Consider the following 17,694-nt stretch of genomic DNA (forward strand, 5'->3'; position numbering starts at 1 on the left):
CCTATTTTTACTTTATATTGTATTTAGGGTTGAAAACAACCACCATATATAGTATACTGAGAGGGCGGTAAAAATAGAGGGGTTTTCTAATAATTCTTTACATTTTTACATATAAATTTATAAAAAGTGTGATTAGACATACTTTTTATACTTCTTAACATATATTTTGGCAGTAACAAGATGGGGAGGTTGCCAATATGTTGCAGGTCATTAAGCGTGATGGCACGAAGGTACCATTCGACAAAAACAAGATTGCTTTGGCTATTGAAAAAGCTGAACATAGTAGTACTGGGTTGTACGAAGAGGGCTTGGCACAGCGTATTGCAAATGAAATTGAGGAATATGCTACTAAGCTTCAAAAAGACATGACAATTTATGCTATTGAAGATCAAGTGTATTATAAGTTGATTGAGTATCATAATCCTGCAACGGCACGCGCCTATGAAGGTTACAAAGCTGTTCAAGCTTTTAAACGCCGTCAAAATACAACTGATGATGATGTAATCGGTTTATTAGATCGTAGCAATATAAGTGTTCTTGATGAAAATTCTAATAAAGATGCTGCTATTGTATCTACCCAACGGGATTTAATTGCTGGTGAAGTATCTAAAGATATTGCTCGTCGTAAACTAATTCCTACTGATATTTTAGAAGCTCATGATAGTGGAGCCATCCACTTCCATGATATGGATTATATTATTCAACCAATGTTTAACTGTTGCTTGATTAATTTGGAAGACATGCTTACAAATGGCACAGTAATCAATGGTAAGAAAATCGATACACCTAAGTCTTTCCAAGTTGCTTGTACTGTAACAACACAGATTATTGCACAAGTAGCATCTGGTCAGTATGGTGGTCAAAGTATTAATGGTATTGACCGTATTTTGGCACCATTCGTACGTAAATCCTATGAAAAAATCCTCAATAATGTTATTGAAGAGCAAGTTGAGATTTACGGCATGGAGCCTAATATGGAAAAGGCTCGTGAAATTGCGTGGAAACGTACGCGTAAAGAGGTTAAAGATGGCATCCAAACTATTCAATACCAAATCAATACATTGATGACCACAAATGGTCAATCTCCATTTGTTACATTATTTATGTATTTCCAACCAGACTATGAATACGCGAAGGAAGCAGCTCTTATTACAGAAGAAATTTTGCGCCAACGTATTAAAGGTGTAAAAAACGAAGCCGATGTATATATCACACCAGCCTTTCCTAAGTTGATTTATGTTCTTGATGAGCATAATGTAACACCAGATAGTCCATACTATTACTTAACTGAATTGGCCGCACAATGTACGGCTAAGCGCATGTACCCTGATTATATTTCTGCGAAAAAAATGAAGGAAAACTATTCAGGTAATGTCTTTAGTCCTATGGGCTGTCGCTCCTTCTTATCTCCTTGGAAGGATGAAAATGGTGAATACAAGTTTGATGGACGTTTTAACATTGGTGTAGTAAGTTTAAACTTACCTCAAATTGGCATTCTAGCCCGCGGTAGTGAAGAACGATATTTTGAAATCTTAGATAAACGACTTGAGTTGGCAGAAAAAGCACTAATGCTTCGTTATGAATTACTTAAGGACGTAGTGAGTGATGTGTCACCAATCCATTGGCAACACGGTGCTATTGCAAGACTTAAAAAAGGCGAGAAAATTGCCAAATTCTTGACTGGCGGTTATGCGACTATTTCCTTGGGATATATTGGTATTTATGAAGCAACTCGCTTAATTACCGGTGAATCGAATACAGGCGAGAAAGGTCGCGTTTTTGCGATGAAGATTATGGATCGCTTAAATGCAGCTGTTGATGAATGGCGAGTTAAACATAACATGGGGTTCGCATTATATGGTACACCTGCTGAAAGTTTAACCCATCGATTCTCTTCTTTGGATCGCGCTCGTTTTGGTATTATTGAAGATATTACGGATAAAGGTTATTATACTAATAGTTATCATGTAAGCGTACGAGAAGAGATTAATGTATTTGATAAGTTCTCTTTTGAATCTGAGTTCCAAAAGAAATCTACCGGTGGCTGTATTTCCTATGCGGAAATTCCTAATATGACTAATAATATTCCAGCTGTTTTGACTATGATTCAATATATTTATGATCATATTTCTTACGCTGAATTCAATACCAAGTCTGACTACTGTCACGAATGTGGCTTTGATGGCGAAATCAAGGTAAACGAACATAACGAGTGGGAATGCCCTCGTTGCCACAATACAAACCGCGATAAATTAACTGTTATCCGTCGTACTTGTGGATACCTTGGCGAAAACTTCTGGAATGAAGGGCGCACAAAGGAAATTAAAGATCGTGTAATGCATATTTAAGATTATTAGAGGTATAGTTTTAATAATTATTCTATATATTAAGATAAACTGTTATATAGATTAATATAATTATCATAGATATCTAATGATGTGGATATTTTAATAGATACGATTTTAATTCTAAATACGATAGTTCTGTAAATGCTAAAAGCTGTGCCTAAGGCACAGCTTTTACTGTATATATGAGAAATTAAAATATATCTATATAGTGTTAATCAAAGTTGATCGGCACTACTATGGAGGTTATGATGAGATATGGGCAAATAAGACAATATGATATTGCCAATGGAGAAGGGATTCGTACATCTATATTTGTAACAGGTTGTACACATTGTTGTTATAATTGTTTTAACGAAGAATACCAAGATTTTAATGCTGGTAAGGTATGGACGCAAGCTGAGACAGATTTAGTGGTTTCTTATGTGAAGAATCCTACATGTTCAGGTTTAACATTATTAGGTGGGGAGCCATTTCAAAATGTACAAGGCTTATTACCGGTGGTGAGAGCTGTTCGAGCAGCGGCGCCAGAAAAGAAGATTTGGGCCTATTCCGGCTATGAAATAGATGATATTTTAGAAGATGAGTTGCGAAGTGCTTTATTACAAGAAATCGACATTCTCGTAGATGGCCGCTTTGTAGATGAACTTAAGGACCCTGCTTTGCGCTTCAGAGGTTCCTCAAATCAGCGTATCATTGATGTTAAGAAAACATTAGAAACTGGTGAAGTTGTGTTAGCAATGGAGTAAGTATGGCATTTGATAAACGATTGATAGGTCTCATTATTATAGTTGGCTTTATAGCTGGACTTGTAGGGGCCTCTTATACGCATTTAATGCATGGAATTCAACATTTTGTATATAACTATTCTACTGCGGATCATCTGAGTTTTGGTGCAGCTGTGGCCCGAGTATCACCGATAGAACGATTAATACCCTTAATTGTCTGTGGCGTGATAGGTGGCATAGGTTGGGTTTTGATTCACCGATATGGTAAAGGTGTTGTAGATATTAAAACTGCGGTTTCCGGTAAGATGGAGATGAATCCCATCACTACTGTTTTACATGCAACCTTACAAATTATTACGGTAGCTATAGGTTCACCTTTAGGGCGAGAAGTGGCCCCTCGTGAAGCAAGTGCGGGGATTACAACTTTTTTAGTTAGGCACTTTGACATAAAACAAGAAGATCGCCAATTATTGATTGCTTGTGGTGCAGGCGCGGGCTTAGCAGCAGTTTATAATTCACCATTATCGGCGGCAATCTTTACGTTAGAAACCTTGCTCCTTACTTGGAATATACGCGCAATGAGTGCTGCACTTATATGCTGTGGATTAGCAACTTTTGTAACTCGACAAGCTGGTGTAGGGGATGTTATTCAATATACAATGGCTCAACCTAGCTTGGGCAGTCACTATGTAGAATTCTCTATCGCCTTGGGCGCTATTGTTGCTTTAGGTGTAGTTTTATTTAATATTACTCAAGGTAAGTTACCTTCTATTCATCGTAGCAGTCCTGTTATGATCCCAATATCTATCGTTGCGTTTACAATTATTGGTGCGCTAGCTATGTATTTCCCTGAAATTCTAGGGAATGGTAAGGCTGGGAACGAATTAACCTTTACTAATGATATTACATGGACTTATGCATTAGGATTATTTGGTTCTAAGTGGGTAGCGGTATTACTCGCATTAGCAGCTGGAGCTTATGGTGGGCGTATTACTCCATCTATGATGTTGGGAAGTACGTTAGCCATAGTATTTGGTACTTTTTGGTCTATTGCTGTAGCTCCTATATCATTAGGTATGGCCGCCTTTATCGGTGCTGTAGCATTTTTAGGACTAGCACAGAAGATGCCTATGACATCTTGCGTATTTATGCTTGAGTTGACTAGATTTTCCGTAGAGATGTTCTTCCCTATAGCTTTAACAATGGGGACAGCTCTTATGGTAGAGCAAATCATTCAATCAAAATTAAATAGCGCTAAGTAGCAATAAATAACAGTTAATAAAAGTAAATATAATATATAGAAAAGAAGCGGATAGTTGAGTTAATCAACTATCCGCTTTTAATGTATATGTAATTATACGATTTTGGCGTTCTTATCGTATTCCTCGCCACCCGCATCAGGAAGCATGCCGTATTCTACAGTCCATAAGTGTTTATATTTTAGCGCTTGATTGTGAATACGTTCAATTTGCGTTTCATCTGTACGAGCTATGCGAGCTGGGATTCCAACAACTAAAGAATTAGGTGGGATTACAGTGTTCTCCTTTATGACTGCACCAGCAGCAATAATAGAACCAGAGCCAATATGACAACCGCTCAATACAATAGCACCCATTCCGACTAATACATTATCTTCGATAGTACTAGCGTGTACTATCGCACCATGGCCAATTGTTACATAATCTCCAAGAATGCAAGCCTTGTCGTCATCAACGTGTAATACAGAGTTATCCTGTACATTAGAATAGCGACCTACTACGATTTTATTTACATCACCGCGAAGTGCACAGTTTTGCCAAATGGAAGCATATTCTTTTAGTTCAACATCACCTGCAAGTTCTGCACCAGGCATAACACAACTTTTAGGATCTAATTTGGGGTATTTTCCGTGAAATGGTAACATAAGGAACTCCTAATTTATTAATTATACGATTTCAATAAGACGTTGTGCTTTACGAATAGACATGATAGCTTCGTTCATTACTGTTTGCACGATAGTGTGAGCAGGTTCAATAGTAGTAAGTCGGTTCAAACCCTGTCCAACTTGTACGGCACCATTTACAACATCGCCATCGATAGCAGCACGTTTGTTAGTGCCTTGGGACATTTTGGTGCGTTCTTCAGGCGTAGTAACACCATCTGTTTCGGCAGCTAAGTAACGCATAGTGAATTCGTTTTTTAAGCTACGTACTCCACCGTGCCCGGAGAGCAGACCCGTTACAACAGAGTCTATATCTGTGGCTTTGATAATTGCTTCTTTCATATTTATGTGGGCTTGGCATTCTTCAGCTAACAAAAAACGGGAACCCATTTGTACACCTTCAGCACCCATTAACAATGCTGCTGCAATACCACGACCATCTACGATAGCGCCTGCTACAACAACAGGAATGGAAATCTCAGGTAAAATATTTTCCATTAAGGACATGGTTGTTTGGCTACCAATATGTCCACCAGCTTCCATACCCTCAATAATAATTGCATCAGCACCAGCTTCTTCAATACGTTTAGCAAGTTTTAGAGATGGGACAACAGGGATAACTTTAATGCCTGCATCTTGCAATGGTTTAATATATGGTACAGGATTGCCTGCTCCAAGTGTTACAAATGCAGGCTTTTCTTCAATGATAATATCTACTAATTCGTCTTTATTGGGAGCCATTAACATGAGATTGACTCCGAAAGGCTTATCCGTTAAGTTTTTACATGCACGAATTTCGTTGCGCGTCCATTCTGCATCACGACCACCAAGAGCAATTACACCTGTAGCACCTGCATTAGCTACGGCAGCAACTAGTTTGTGTTCAGATACCCAAGCCATAGCGCCTTGGATAATAGGATATTCGATTTGTAAAAGTTGTGTTAATGCTGTTTGCATAAAGCCTCCTATAATAACAATTAAATCTACTGAAACTTTATTAAACTTTTATACGAGAATTTTATATAAGAATGATTTTATTTTCTTATATAAAATTAGAGTATTAATAAAGTCAAGAATATTCATCAGTATATACTTATATACTAAAGAGATTAAGCGTAATATTATTTGGAGATTATATGTAATCGTATAATCTCTTCTCTATATAATAGTATAATATAGTAATTATGTACACCTTAGATAAGGTTATTATAGTTATTTATCTAAACAATATGCTTTCAAAATTAATTTCCAATTATTGGATTATAATAAAATATTCAGCAGTAGTCTAAAGATAAAAAAACTAAATGATAATATATTTCAAATGAGTTAAGTAGTAGAAAACCGCATAGTATCTATGATTATTAAATATTATAAAAATGAGAAAATAAGAAAATGAGTATTGAAAAGTTTCGATGTCTTTGATATACTACATTACAGATAGAGTATCTGAATTAATTAAAGATAAACATTAAACAATAATTTTCAAGTGAAGGAGGAAATACACATGGAAAAATATGTATGCATAGTATGTGGTTGGGTTTATGACGAAGCTGTTGAAGGCGTAAAATTCGAAGATCAACCAGCTGATTATGTTTGCCCAATTTGCGGTGTTGGTAAAGACCAATTCGAAAAAATGTAATTGACTTACCAAAAGGCTATCTTGAGTCCACTTGAGATAGTCTTTTTTATTTGACAAAGCACCATGTCATGTTTATAATATTATGAGTCGAGGTAAGATTATGAAACTGCAAGTAGAGCAAGCAAAAGAACATATAGGAAAGAAATTTCCTTATAGCTATACGATATCAGCCTCTGAGCTTGGTGACGTAACTGCTTTTCCTTGGAGCCGTCATGATATAACCATTAGTGGTGAGTTTTGGTTTGATGGTCAAAATTACATCGTTCAAGGTTCGATTCAGTCTAAAGGGAATTATGATTGTTCCCGTTGTTTAAATACAACAGAACATTATCGAAAAGATTTCTTTGAGGAAATCTTTAGTGATTGTCGAGATGCTGCGGATGATGTGAATTCTTTTGATGGAGAAGAAATTGACTTAACTGAACTAATTAGGGATACATTAATCATCAATGAGCCCTCTCAAGTGTTATGTCAGGATGATTGCAAAGGATTGTGCGTTCATTGCGGAGCAAATTTGAATGTTTCACCTTGTTCTTGTGAATCCTTTGTGGTGGATCCTCGATTTGCAGAGTTACGTGCTTTGCTTGATGAGAAAGATGATAGATTATCCTAATGATTGTACTAAGGAGGTGCAGATAATGGCAGTACCTAAACGTAGATTGTCTAAATGTCGTCGCGATCGTCGTCGTGCTAATTGGAAATTAGAAGCTCCTGGTTATGTAGCATGTCCACAATGCCACGAACCTAAGATGCCTCATCGTGTTTGCCCTACATGTGGTCACTATAAAGGTGAACAAGTAGTAGCTAATGCTTAATATGTGAGTGGAGAAAGACGCCTACCTAGTAGGCGTCTTTTTTATATACTTTCAAATTATACACTCATAATTTTATATGTTTCGTTATCAATAGCAAGTGTCATTATTTTATAGTAAGATTATTCTATAAGATAGTGACACATTTTTATTTTTTATAAACAAAAATACTAAAATATAAAAAAACAACTATATTTTGTATATGCTATGAAAATTTCTTACTATATGTATGAAAAGTCTTGCCAATAAGGGAATTATTGTATATACTTAGGATGTAATATTAATACTAGGTCATAAAAGGTGGTCCCATGAGTCGGTTAAAGAAGCAAGAGCGCCAGAAGCAGTTACAAGAAAAACTGAATATTACGCCATTTCTTACTGATGAAGAATTGGCAACACACTTTGGTGTAAGTGTGCCAACAATTCGTCTCGATCGACTAGAATTGGGTATTCCTGAATTGCGTGAACGCATTCGTGTTATGGCTACAGGTCAATCACATGAAATGGTAGAACATGTATCATATGAAGTGGTTGGTGAATTGATTGATGTCACCGAGGGGCACCAAGCATTATCTATGTTACGTACTACGGCTGATATGGAAGATCAATTCGGATATGTAGAACCGCAGTATTTATATGCTCAAGCAAATTCCCTTGCAAAAGCAGTTATGGGGACGACTGTTTGCTCTGCGGAAGTTGGAAATATAAAATATAAGAACCCAGTAGGATCTGGTACTAATTTGGTAGCGAAAGCAGAAATTATTCGTCGCCGAGGTAATAAGTTCTTTATTTGGGTTATAATAAGAGATAAAATAAAAGAAGTGTTTCGCGCAAAATTTATTATGGAATCCGTAGAGAATAGGGTGTAAATTATGAAAATTGCAATAGACGCCATGGGTGGCGACTTTGCTCCAATGGAGACTGTACTTGGATCCATTGAAGCCGTACGAGCAAATCAACACATTGAAGTGGTGCTCGTCGGCGATGAGCAGCAAATTTTTGATATATTAGAAGCTAATAATGAAGCTAAGAATCCACGTATTTCTGTACATCATGCTAGCCAGGTAATCGGTATGGATGAACATCCAGGTCAAGCATTGCGCAAGAAAAAAGATGCATCTGTTGTGGTCGCTACTTCGTTGGTTCGGGATAATCGTTGTGATGCTGTAATTGCTCCAGGTAGTACGGGAGCTGCTGTTGCAGCGGCTTTATTTGGGCTTGGTCGCATTAAAGGCATTGATCGCCCTGTCATTGCAACTCCAATGCCAACAGTAAGTGGTATAACAGTTATGTTAGACTCTGGTGCAAATTCTAATTGTAAACCTAAACATCTTGTACAAGGAGCTTTAATGGGCTCTGAATACGCTAAGCTTTTATTAGGAAAAGAAAATCCTACTGTGGGATTGTTAAATATTGGTGAAGAGGCCACAAAGGGGAACGATGTCGTATTGGCGACGTATCCGATTTTGGAGGGTATGAAGACTATCAATTTTAAAGGTAATATTGAAGGTCGCGATATTCCTAAAGGTGCCGTTGATGTTGTCGTATGTGATGGATTCGTAGGCAATGTGGTACTTAAATTTGCGGAAGGTTTAGTAACAGGTCTTACGCAATTAGTAAAGGATAGCATCATGGCAGGAAGTATTTTCGCCAAGATAGGAGCTATGCTTGTAAAGCCAGCTTTGAAAAAGATGGCAAAACGTTTGGATCACACAGAAAATGGTGGTGCTCCGCTCTTAGGAGTTAATGGGGTATTCATGATTGCTCATGGTAGTTCTAAAGCAAAAGAAATAAAAACTGCTATTGAAATTGCTAGTGATTTAGTAGAGCGTAAAATTATTCAACACATAAGAGAAACGATGGATATTGAAGGAGCCTTAAAGTATGACTATGATGAATAAACCTGTAGGAATCATTGGTACTGGGAGCTTCCTTCCTGACAATGTAGTAACAAACTTTGATCTTGAAAAAATGGTTGATACCAATGATCAATGGATTAGAGAGCGTACGGGTATAGAAGAACGACGCATTGCACCGGAAGGTATGAATACATCCTATATGGCGACCGAGGCAGCAAAAAAAGCTATGCAAATGGCTAATGTCTCTGCAGAGGATATCGACATGATTATCTTTGCTACCTTAACACCAGATATGATTATTCCTTCGGCAGCTTGTGTATTGCAAGCAAACTTAGGAGCTAAAAACGCTGCAGCCTATGATTTACAAGCGGCATGCTCTGGGTTTGTATATGGATTGATTACTGCCGCTAGTTATATTAGCTCTGGTATTTATAAAAAAGTACTCGTTGTGGGGGCAGAAATTCTTTCTCGTCGAGTAAACTGGAATGATCGTGGTACATGTATCCTCTTTGGTGATGGTGCTGGGGCTGCAGTAGTATCTGAAGTACCTGAAGGCTATGGCATTAAAGGTATTGACATGGGCGCCGATGGCACTGGAGGATCAGCGCTTTGCATTCCTGCAGGTGGCACTGCTGTAGTAGCAAATGATCAACGCGTAGAAGAGGGCTTAACATTTATTCATATGGATGGCCCTGAAGTATATAAATTTGCCGTTAAAACGATGGGACGTACGGTTTTAAAATCCTTAGAACGTGCTGATATGGAGTTAAATGAATTAGATTACTTCATTCCTCATCAAGCGAATATTCGTATTATTGATTCGGCAGCCAAACGTTTACATCTGCCGATGGAAAAAGTTTTTGTTAATTTACATAAGTATGGTAATACATCTGCCGCGTCTGTAGCGATTGCACTTGATGAAGCTAATCGCGAGGGACGTTTCAAACGCGGTGATAATGTTGCGTTTGCAGGATTTGGTGCAGGCCTAACATGGGCAAGCCTGGTCTTGAAATGGTATTAAGGAGGACACATCAAGATGATTAAGACTGACATTTGTGATTTATTGCAGATTGAGTATCCAATCTTTCAAGGTGGCATGGCTTGGCTCGGTACTGCAGAATTAGCGGCAGCCGTTTCTGAAGCTGGTGGACTTGGGATTATTGGTGCTGGTCATATGCCTCCTGATATTTTCCGTAATGAAATCCATAAATTAAAAGAGCGCACTAGTAAGCCTTTTGGCTGTAATATCATGCTCATGTCTCCATTTGTAAAAGAGGTTATGGAAGTAGTCGTGGAAGAACGTGTTCCTGTTATCACTACAGGTGCAGGTAATCCTGGTGTTTATGTTCCCGCTTTGAAAGAAATTGGTACAAAAGTTATTCCTGTAGTTGCATCAGTATTACTAGCAAAGCGCTTATTACGTGGTGGTATTGATGCAATTATTGCTGAAGGTACAGAGTCTGGTGGTCACGTAGGTGATATTACAACTATGGCATTAATTCCTCAAGTAGTTGATGCTGTAGATGTACCAGTTATTGCTGCCGGAGGTATTGCAGATGGTCGTGGTATGGCTGCGGCATTTGCATTAGGTGCTAAAGCGGTACAAATGGGAACACGATTCGTATTATCCGAAGAATGTATTGCCCATGAAAATTATAAAAATGCTGTATTGAAAGCAAAAGATCGTGCTACAGTTATGACTGGTTTAACAACAGGTCATCCTGTACGTATTATAGATAATGCGTTAGCTCATAAATATAAATCCCTTGAATTCAGTGGTGGATCTAAAGAGGAATTGGAAGCATTAGGTGCTGGTACACTTCGTTTAGCTGCTATTGAGGGTAATGTAAAAGAAGGTTCTGTAATGATCGGTCAAATTTCTGGTATGTTAACAGATGTTAAACCATGTGAAACTATCATTAAAGATATTATGACTGAAGCTGAAACTGTGATTAAGAATCTTCAAGGTCTTAGTAAATAAGGAGGCCCCTAATGAAAACGGCATTTGTTTTTCCTGGTCAAGGTTCTCAAAAAGTAGGCATGTTACAAGATTTGTATAATGCGTACCCTATTGTGAAACAACGTTTTGAAGAAGCTGACGAGGCACTTGGTTATTCTATCAGTAAATTATGCTTCGAAGGTCCTGATACAGAGCTCGTTAAAACAGCAAATACACAACCAGCTATTTTGACTGCATCCGTAGCTTGTTATGAAATTCTAAAAGAACAAGGCTTTACGCCTGACATCGTAGGCGGGCATAGTCTTGGTGAGTATAGTGCTCTAGTAGCAGCCGGTGTATTGAACTTTAAAGACGCAGTATATGTAGTTCATAAACGCGGTGAATATATGCAAGAAGCTGTGCCATTGGGTAAAGGCGCTATGGCAGCAATTTTGGCATTACCTCGTGAGCAAGTTGTAGAAATTTGTGAAGAAGTAAATGCTTCTGTAGGTTCTGTACAAGCAGTTAACTTCAATTGCCCTGGACAAATCGTTATTGCCGGTGAAACTGCAGCGGTGGAAACAGCAGCTGAAAAAATGAAAGAAGCAGGAGCAAAACGCGCAGTAATGCTTCCGGTAAGTGCTCCATTCCACAGCCGTTTGATGGAACCCGCAGCTCTTCGGTTAAAGGAAGAGTTGGATAAGATCCAAGTGTGTGATGCACAAATTCCTGTAGTTGCAAATGTTACTGGCAAGATTTTGACTAATGCAAATGACATTAAAGAGTCCTTAGTTACTCAAGCCGCTAACCCTGTCTTGTGGGAAGATTGTGTAGCTGAAATGGTAAACTTTGGTGTTACTCGCTTTGTTGAAGTGGGGCCTGGGAAAGTACTCACAGGTTTTACTAAAAAGATCAACAAAGATATGGAATTAGCTAATGTTGAAGACATTGCATCCTTAGAGAAAACGCTTGAATTTTTGAAGGGGGTTCGATAAAATGCATTTAGAGGGTAAAGTAGCCATTGTAACTGGCGCATCCCGTGGCATTGGTCGCGCTGTAGCTATCAATCTAGCACAATCTGGTGCTGATATTGTAGTAAACTATAGCGGTAGCGAAGGTGCAGCACAAGAAACTGTTGAAGCTGTACAAGCGTTAGGCCGAAAAGCCATTAAATTTAAAGCTAATGTAGCAAATGCTGATGAAGTTGCTTCCATGGTGGAAGAAGCTCATAAAGAATTTGGTCACATTGACATTCTCGTAAATAATGCGGGTATTACGCGTGACGGTTTGTTGATGAGAATGAAAGACGAAGATTTTGATGCTGTAATTGATATCAACCTTAAAGGTGTATACTTAGTAACTAAAGCAGTATCTAAAATCATGATGAAACAACGTTCTGGTCATATTATCAACATGACATCTGTTGTAGGTGTTATGGGTAATGCTGGTCAAACTAACTACGCTGCTTCTAAAGCGGGCGTAATTGGTTTTACTAAGTCCTGTGCTAAAGAATTGGCTAGCCGTGGTATTACAGTTAATGCTATTGCTCCAGGCTTTATCAACACAGATATGACCGATGTATTACCAGAAAAAGTTAAAGAAGCTATGGTTACTGAAATTCCATTGGGCCGTATGGCTGATGCTGAAGAAGTAGCAACAGTAGTAACATTCCTTGCTAGCGATTTTGCTAATTATATTACGGGTCAAGTCATCAATGTTGATGGTGGCATGGTAATGTAGTTGTAAAATTAGACTATATATAAATATACTTTGAAAGGAGGTGAACCACTAATGAACACTTTCGATAAAGTTAAAGCAATCGTTGTGGAACAATTAGGCGTTGATGAAGCTGAAGTTACCATTGATTCTACATTCATCGACGACTTAGGCGCTGACTCCTTAGATATCGTTGAATTGATCATGGCATTTGAAGAAGAATTCAATGTTGAAATCCCTGACGACGTTGCAGAAAAAATTAAAACCGTTAAGGATACAGTAGAATATATTGATTCTGCTAAATAAGCTGTAAAGCTAACAATTCAACCGAACGGGAGGCCGAGTGGCCTCCCAACCGGTTTTATTTACAGGAGGATTTGATAGTGAAGCTCCCTGAACTTCGCATTGGGAATCTAGTGGCCAAAGTACCTATTATTCAAGGTGGTATGGCGATTAGATTGTCTACAGCTCGCTTGGCAGCAGCCGTTGCAAATGAAGGTGGTATCGGCCTTATTGCGGCATCGGGCTTGCCTTTCGATGAATTACGATACGAAATACAATTAGCTAGAAAATTATCACCTACGGGTATTATTGGTATAAATGCGATGGTAGCAGCAACTCAATTTGCTGGTTTAGTAAAGACTGCCATCGAAGAAGGCATTGATCTTGTAGTAGCAGGTGCTGGTTTTTCAAGAGATATGTTCGCAATGGGCAAAGAGTCTGGTACTCCTATTGTACCAATTGTTTCGTCCGCAAAATTAGCTCGCATTTCTGAAGGTTTAGGTGCTGCAGCTGTAATCGTAGAAGGCTGTGAAGCTGGTGGACACCTGGGAACGGATCGTTCCGCTCGAGAAATCGTTCCCGAAGTTGTAGCAGCGGTAAAAAATATTCCAGTAATTGCTGCTGGTGGTGTTCTAGATGGCCGTGATATCGTTGAAATGTTAAAAATCGGCGCTAGTGGTGTTCAAATGGGTAGCCGTTTTGCTGCTTCTGATGAATGTAATGCATCTGATGAATTGAAAAAAATGTATGTACGAGCTACAAACCCTGAGGATATTGTATTGATTCAAAGTCCTGTTGGTTTGCCTGGTCAAGCAATAAAAAATAAATTTGCTGAATCTGTTTTAGACGGTACTGTAGCGCCTCCGACGGTGTGTGATAACTGTTTAAAACACTGTTCCCATAAATTCTGCATTATCCGTGCTCTTTCTCGTGCACAACAAGGTGATGTGGAAACGGGGTTGGTGTTCTCTGGCAATAATATGAGAAAAGTCGATAGGATTATGCCAGTTAAAGATATCTTTGCTCAATTAAAACAGCAAGTAGCAGAGATTGATTAATTTAAAGGGCTGTATAGCTATAAGAGGTGGAATAATTGGAAAAACGTGTAGTAATTACTGGCTTAGGGGCAGTGACTCCTGTAGGTATCGGTAAAGAGAACTTCTACAATGCGTTATTGGCAGGTCAATCTGGTATTGGGCCGATTACACGCTTTGACGCATCTGACTATGCAACACGCATTGCGGGTGAAGTAAAAGACTTTGATATTACAAACTATGGGGTAGACAAGAAAGAAGCTCGTCGTATGGACCGTTCTGTAGAATTTGCTATCGGTGCAGCTGTTCTTGCTTGTGAAGATGCTGATCTTGATTTAGATAAAGCAGATTTAGATCGCTGTGGTACTGTAGTTGGTACAGGTATAGGCGGCATTGACTCTATCCATGAGGTGTATGAAACATTATTCGAAAAAGGTCCTGGCCGCGTAAGTCCATTTGCAGTACCTATGATGATTGCAAATATGACATCTGCACGCGTATCTATTCGCCTTGGTCTTAAAGGTCCAGTTATTACAGACGTAACTGCTTGTACTTCTGGTACAAATGCGATTGGCGATGCATTCCGTATTATCCAACGTGGTGATGCTGATGTGATGTTTGCTGGTGGTACTGAGGCTGCGGTATCTCCGGCTGCTGTAGCTGGTTTTGCGGCTATGAAAGCTATGTCTACACGCAATGATGAGCCAACAAAGGCGTCCCGTCCATTTGACCGTGACCGTGATGGTTTCGTAATGGGTGAAGGTGCTGGTATCGTAGTTCTTGAAGAATTAGAACACGCAAAAGCACGCGGTGCGCATATCTACGCTGAAGTTGTGGGCTATGGTAGCAATGGTGATGCTTACCATATCACTGCACCAGCTCCAGGTGGTGTTCAAGCTCGGAAATGTATGGAATTAGCAATTAAAGATGCAGGTATTGATCCTAAAGACGTTAACTACATCAATGCTCATGGTACATCTACTGGCCTTAATGACCAAAATGAAACATTGGCTATTAAAGAATTGTTCGGCGATCACGCTAAAAATATCGCTGTTAACTCTACTAAATCCATGACAGGTCACTTATTGGGGGCTGCTGGTGCTATTGAAACTATCGTAATGGCAATGGCGATTGAAACTGGTAAAGTTCACCCTACAATTAACTGTGACAATCCTGATGAAGGTTTGGATCTGGACTATGTTCGTGAAGGTGCACGTGAACTTCAAGTAAAATGTGCACTTTCTAACTCTTTCGGTTTTGGTGGTCATAACGGTACACTTTGCATTCGCCGTTATGAAGCTTAATGGTTACTATCGAAACGCATAAGAGTAAGATAACACAAGCTCGTGAAGAATCTCTTCATGAGCTTGTTGCTCGTTTAGACATACCTGTGTTAGATATATCCATTATAGATTGTGCTTTTACACATACTTCTTATGCGAATGAACATAAATCAAAGCATATTCATCACAATCAGCGATTAGAGTTTTTAGGCGATGCTGTTTTGGATCTTATTATTGGGGAATACCTATTTAAGACATATCCAGATATGGCTGAAGGTAATTTAACGAAAATTAAGGCCGCTACAGTGTGTGAGGATTCTTTAGCATCTGTGAGCCGTTCTTTGCAACTAGGACAATATTTATTGCTCGGTCATGGAGAAAGCGCTTCCGGTGGTAATGATCGAAACTCTATATTAGCGGATACCTTTGAGTCTCTCATCGGTGCCATTTATATTTCTACAGATTATCAAACGGCCATGGCCTTCGTTTTAAAGCATTTAACTACCTATATCATACAAGCCTTAGAAGGTAAGCGGGGCAAAGATTATAAGACATTATTACAAGAATATGTGCAACGTGATGGGGATAAACATATTGTCTATCATTTGCTCAGTGAAAGTGGTCCCGATCATGCTAAAACCTTCCTTATGGAGGTTGAAATTAATGGTGTTACTTACGAGGCCGGCTCTGGTAAAAGTAAAAAAATTGCAGAACAACATGCGGCTCAATTGACTTTAGAAAAGTTGATGGCTGATAAATAGAAAAGCGCCGAATGGCGCTTTTTTTTGTATAATAGTATGTGAGTAATATATAGTATGTGAGTAATAATCTATATAATGGTAGATGAATAATGATCTATATAATGATAGATGAACAATAATCTATATAATAATAGATGAATAATAATTTTTACATAAGAAGAGGAGATGTCTATGAAACCATTTGGTATGATTCCCTTTTTTATACCTCACGTAGGTTGTCCCTATGTATGTACATTTTGTAATCAATCTCGTATTACAGGCCAATTTGGTATTAGTCACCTAACTCCAGAATATATACAACAAACAATCAAAGACTATGTAGGAACAAAGCGGAATGAAAAGTTTTGGGAGGTTGCCTTTTATGGTGGATCATTTACGGCTATTACTAAAGATTTACAACATAAATTATTAATGCCTGCCTATGAAATGTTTCAACAGGGCCTCATTGATGGCATACGCTGTTCTACAAGGCCCGATGCTGTAGGAGCTGAAGCGATTACACTATTACAGTTTTATGGAGTAAAAACTGTAGAACTTGGTGTGCAGTCTATGAATGATGGTATTTTAGTCGATGCTAAGAGGGGGCACACGGCACAAGAGGTAGTAGAGGCTGTTGCACTATTAAAACAGCGTGATATGACCGTTGGAGTTCAACTTTTACCAGGATTAAAAGGAGAGACCTGGCAAACCATAATAGAAACGGCCATTACGGTAGCTGCATTGCAACCTGATTTTATACGTATCTACCCTGTACTAGTTATTGAGAATACAGAACTAGCCGACCAGTATAGAGCTGGAGAATATGAACCACTAAGTACTGAGCTAGCTATACAGTATTGTGCATTTTTAAAAGATTGGTTTGAACAGCATGGAATTGAAGTCATTCGTACGGGTTTACAAAGTACAGAAGAATTAGATTCCGGTAATAGCTTAGTGGCCGGTCCATATGAGCCAGCTATGGGGGAGCTTGTTGTGAATGAACAGTATAAGCAGCGAATTGAACGTTGTATTGATGAACATGTATCTCAGTATAAGTACTTAATAAGTAATGATTCTTTTAGTTTAATTGAAGATGCTCCTTATGGAAGCTTAAAATTAAGTAGGATTAATGCTGATAATAGTGGATGTATAGATAACACTAATAATGATAGAACAAATTATATTAGGAATAATGGTATTGCAGTACAACATAATATTGTTATTTCTTATCCGAGAAGCTTAACATCTAAGGTGCGAGGGCTTAAAAATAGAAATGTGTTATATTTCGCTGAATTATACCCACAATATAGTATAAGCTGGTGTGAAGAAAGTACGAGAAATACCGTTCGTTGCTGTATTGATGGCCTACAATATGTGTTATAATAAAAGATATGAT

At 38.5% G+C, this 17,694-nt stretch carries 19 protein-coding genes; 17 read left to right on the forward strand and 2 right to left on the reverse strand.

Annotated features, from left to right (window positions below; all coding sequences use genetic code 11):
- The first annotated feature begins 197 nt into the window (after positions 1-197).
- The 3 genes from nrdD to DW000_RS00455 all read left to right on the forward strand — a co-directional run bounded on the left by nrdD (position 198) and on the right by DW000_RS00455 (position 4,335).
- Positions 198-2,348: an anaerobic ribonucleoside-triphosphate reductase gene (gene nrdD / locus DW000_RS00445; RefSeq protein ID WP_004693410.1), complete on the forward strand. Its 2,151-nt coding sequence runs from the start codon at positions 198-200 to the stop codon at positions 2,346-2,348.
- 248 nt (positions 2,349-2,596) lie between these two features.
- Positions 2,597-3,094, forward strand: coding sequence for an anaerobic ribonucleoside-triphosphate reductase activating protein (gene nrdG, locus DW000_RS00450; protein WP_120054643.1), 498 nt, complete (start codon positions 2,597-2,599; stop codon positions 3,092-3,094).
- A gap of 2 nt (positions 3,095-3,096) precedes the next feature.
- The gene (locus DW000_RS00455; RefSeq protein WP_120054644.1) at positions 3,097-4,335 is read left to right on the forward strand and encodes a chloride channel protein; all 1,239 of its coding nucleotides are present in this window, start codon (positions 3,097-3,099) and stop codon (positions 4,333-4,335) included.
- 92 nt (positions 4,336-4,427) lie between these two features.
- Here the strand turns inward: DW000_RS00455 and DW000_RS00460 are convergent, their stop codons facing one another.
- Both DW000_RS00460 and DW000_RS00465 read right to left on the reverse strand, forming a co-directional pair.
- Positions 4,428-4,976, reverse strand: a complete 549-nt coding sequence (locus DW000_RS00460; protein ID WP_042986397.1) for a gamma carbonic anhydrase family protein — start codon at positions 4,974-4,976, stop codon at positions 4,428-4,430.
- A gap of 21 nt (positions 4,977-4,997) precedes the next feature.
- Positions 4,998-5,951, reverse strand: coding sequence for a nitronate monooxygenase (locus DW000_RS00465; protein WP_120054645.1), 954 nt, complete (start codon positions 5,949-5,951; stop codon positions 4,998-5,000).
- A gap of 547 nt (positions 5,952-6,498) precedes the next feature.
- Here DW000_RS00465 and DW000_RS00475 point away from each other — a divergent pair.
- The 14 genes from DW000_RS00475 to DW000_RS00540 all read left to right on the forward strand — a co-directional run bounded on the left by DW000_RS00475 (position 6,499) and on the right by DW000_RS00540 (position 17,681).
- Positions 6,499-6,633: a rubredoxin gene (locus tag DW000_RS00475; RefSeq protein ID WP_120054646.1), complete on the forward strand. Its 135-nt coding sequence runs from the start codon at positions 6,499-6,501 to the stop codon at positions 6,631-6,633.
- A 100-nt stretch (positions 6,634-6,733) separates the two neighbouring features.
- On the forward strand, positions 6,734-7,246 hold the full coding sequence (locus DW000_RS00480) for a DUF177 domain-containing protein (protein WP_038125328.1): 513 nt from the start codon (positions 6,734-6,736) through the stop codon (positions 7,244-7,246).
- A 25-nt stretch (positions 7,247-7,271) separates the two neighbouring features.
- Positions 7,272-7,448 carry a 50S ribosomal protein L32 gene (gene rpmF, locus DW000_RS00485; protein WP_004693428.1) on the forward strand — a complete coding sequence of 59 codons (177 nt, stop codon included), beginning with the start codon at positions 7,272-7,274 and terminating at the stop codon, positions 7,446-7,448.
- Positions 7,449-7,753: 305 nt separating this feature from the next.
- Positions 7,754-8,314, forward strand: a complete 561-nt coding sequence (gene fapR, locus DW000_RS00490) for a transcription factor FapR (RefSeq protein ID WP_008713703.1) — start codon at positions 7,754-7,756, stop codon at positions 8,312-8,314.
- Positions 8,315-8,317: 3 nt separating this feature from the next.
- Positions 8,318-9,346, forward strand: coding sequence for a phosphate acyltransferase PlsX (gene plsX / locus DW000_RS00495; RefSeq protein WP_120054647.1), 1,029 nt, complete (start codon positions 8,318-8,320; stop codon positions 9,344-9,346).
- Entirely contained in the window at positions 9,330-10,325 is a 996-nt protein-coding gene (locus DW000_RS00500; RefSeq protein ID WP_008713708.1) for a beta-ketoacyl-ACP synthase III, read from the forward strand. The genes plsX and DW000_RS00500 overlap by 17 nt, the downstream gene beginning before the upstream one ends.
- Before the next feature lie 15 nt (positions 10,326-10,340).
- Entirely contained in the window at positions 10,341-11,285 is a 945-nt protein-coding gene (gene fabK, locus DW000_RS00505) for an enoyl-[acyl-carrier-protein] reductase FabK (protein WP_008600662.1), read from the forward strand.
- A gap of 11 nt (positions 11,286-11,296) precedes the next feature.
- Positions 11,297-12,238, forward strand: a complete 942-nt coding sequence (fabD, locus tag DW000_RS00510; protein ID WP_120054648.1) for an ACP S-malonyltransferase — start codon at positions 11,297-11,299, stop codon at positions 12,236-12,238.
- A gap of 1 nt (position 12,239) precedes the next feature.
- The gene (gene fabG / locus DW000_RS00515; RefSeq protein ID WP_021148004.1) at positions 12,240-12,983 is read left to right on the forward strand and encodes a 3-oxoacyl-[acyl-carrier-protein] reductase; all 744 of its coding nucleotides are present in this window, start codon (positions 12,240-12,242) and stop codon (positions 12,981-12,983) included.
- A 51-nt stretch (positions 12,984-13,034) separates the two neighbouring features.
- The gene (locus DW000_RS00520) at positions 13,035-13,265 is read left to right on the forward strand and encodes an acyl carrier protein (protein WP_004693441.1); all 231 of its coding nucleotides are present in this window, start codon (positions 13,035-13,037) and stop codon (positions 13,263-13,265) included.
- A 77-nt stretch (positions 13,266-13,342) separates the two neighbouring features.
- The gene (locus tag DW000_RS00525; RefSeq protein WP_008600668.1) at positions 13,343-14,299 is read left to right on the forward strand and encodes a nitronate monooxygenase; all 957 of its coding nucleotides are present in this window, start codon (positions 13,343-13,345) and stop codon (positions 14,297-14,299) included.
- Positions 14,300-14,334: 35 nt separating this feature from the next.
- Positions 14,335-15,579, forward strand: a complete 1,245-nt coding sequence (fabF, locus tag DW000_RS00530) for a beta-ketoacyl-ACP synthase II (protein ID WP_004693446.1) — start codon at positions 14,335-14,337, stop codon at positions 15,577-15,579.
- Positions 15,579-16,319 carry a ribonuclease III gene (gene rnc / locus DW000_RS00535; RefSeq protein ID WP_120054649.1) on the forward strand — a complete coding sequence of 247 codons (741 nt, stop codon included), beginning with the start codon at positions 15,579-15,581 and terminating at the stop codon, positions 16,317-16,319. The genes fabF and rnc overlap by 1 nt, the downstream gene beginning before the upstream one ends.
- 171 nt (positions 16,320-16,490) lie before the next feature.
- A complete protein-coding gene (locus tag DW000_RS00540) occupies positions 16,491-17,681 on the forward strand; it encodes a radical SAM protein (protein WP_120054650.1) in 1,191 nt (396 codons plus the stop codon).
- Positions 17,682-17,694 lie beyond the last annotated feature (13 nt).

Source organism: Veillonella sp. AF36-20BH (assembly GCF_003602765.1).
Classification (GTDB): Bacteria; Bacillota; Negativicutes; order Veillonellales; family Veillonellaceae; genus Veillonella; species Veillonella hominis.

What these genes read in the sequence shown, in the direction of transcription:
- nrdD (WP_004693410.1), top strand. Translation starts at nt 198, where the DNA reads ATGTTGCAGGTCATTAAGCGTGATGGCACGAAGGTACCATTCGACAAA.
- nrdG (WP_120054643.1), top strand. Translation starts at nt 2,597, where the DNA reads ATGAGATATGGGCAAATAAGACAATATGATATTGCCAATGGAGAAGGG.
- DW000_RS00455 (WP_120054644.1), top strand. Translation starts at nt 3,097, where the DNA reads ATGGCATTTGATAAACGATTGATAGGTCTCATTATTATAGTTGGCTTT.
- DW000_RS00460 (WP_042986397.1), bottom strand. Translation starts at nt 4,976, where the DNA reads ATGTTACCATTTCACGGAAAATACCCCAAATTAGATCCTAAAAGTTGT.
- DW000_RS00465 (WP_120054645.1), bottom strand. Translation starts at nt 5,951, where the DNA reads ATGCAAACAGCATTAACACAACTTTTACAAATCGAATATCCTATTATC.
- DW000_RS00475 (WP_120054646.1), top strand. Translation starts at nt 6,499, where the DNA reads ATGGAAAAATATGTATGCATAGTATGTGGTTGGGTTTATGACGAAGCT.
- DW000_RS00480 (WP_038125328.1), top strand. Translation starts at nt 6,734, where the DNA reads ATGAAACTGCAAGTAGAGCAAGCAAAAGAACATATAGGAAAGAAATTT.
- rpmF (WP_004693428.1), top strand. Translation starts at nt 7,272, where the DNA reads ATGGCAGTACCTAAACGTAGATTGTCTAAATGTCGTCGCGATCGTCGT.
- fapR (WP_008713703.1), top strand. Translation starts at nt 7,754, where the DNA reads ATGAGTCGGTTAAAGAAGCAAGAGCGCCAGAAGCAGTTACAAGAAAAA.
- plsX (WP_120054647.1), top strand. Translation starts at nt 8,318, where the DNA reads ATGAAAATTGCAATAGACGCCATGGGTGGCGACTTTGCTCCAATGGAG.
- DW000_RS00500 (WP_008713708.1), top strand. Translation starts at nt 9,330, where the DNA reads ATGACTATGATGAATAAACCTGTAGGAATCATTGGTACTGGGAGCTTC.
- fabK (WP_008600662.1), top strand. Translation starts at nt 10,341, where the DNA reads ATGATTAAGACTGACATTTGTGATTTATTGCAGATTGAGTATCCAATC.
- fabD (WP_120054648.1), top strand. Translation starts at nt 11,297, where the DNA reads ATGAAAACGGCATTTGTTTTTCCTGGTCAAGGTTCTCAAAAAGTAGGC.
- fabG (WP_021148004.1), top strand. Translation starts at nt 12,240, where the DNA reads ATGCATTTAGAGGGTAAAGTAGCCATTGTAACTGGCGCATCCCGTGGC.
- DW000_RS00520 (WP_004693441.1), top strand. Translation starts at nt 13,035, where the DNA reads ATGAACACTTTCGATAAAGTTAAAGCAATCGTTGTGGAACAATTAGGC.
- rnc (WP_120054649.1), top strand. Translation starts at nt 15,579, where the DNA reads ATGGTTACTATCGAAACGCATAAGAGTAAGATAACACAAGCTCGTGAA.
- DW000_RS00540 (WP_120054650.1), top strand. Translation starts at nt 16,491, where the DNA reads ATGAAACCATTTGGTATGATTCCCTTTTTTATACCTCACGTAGGTTGT.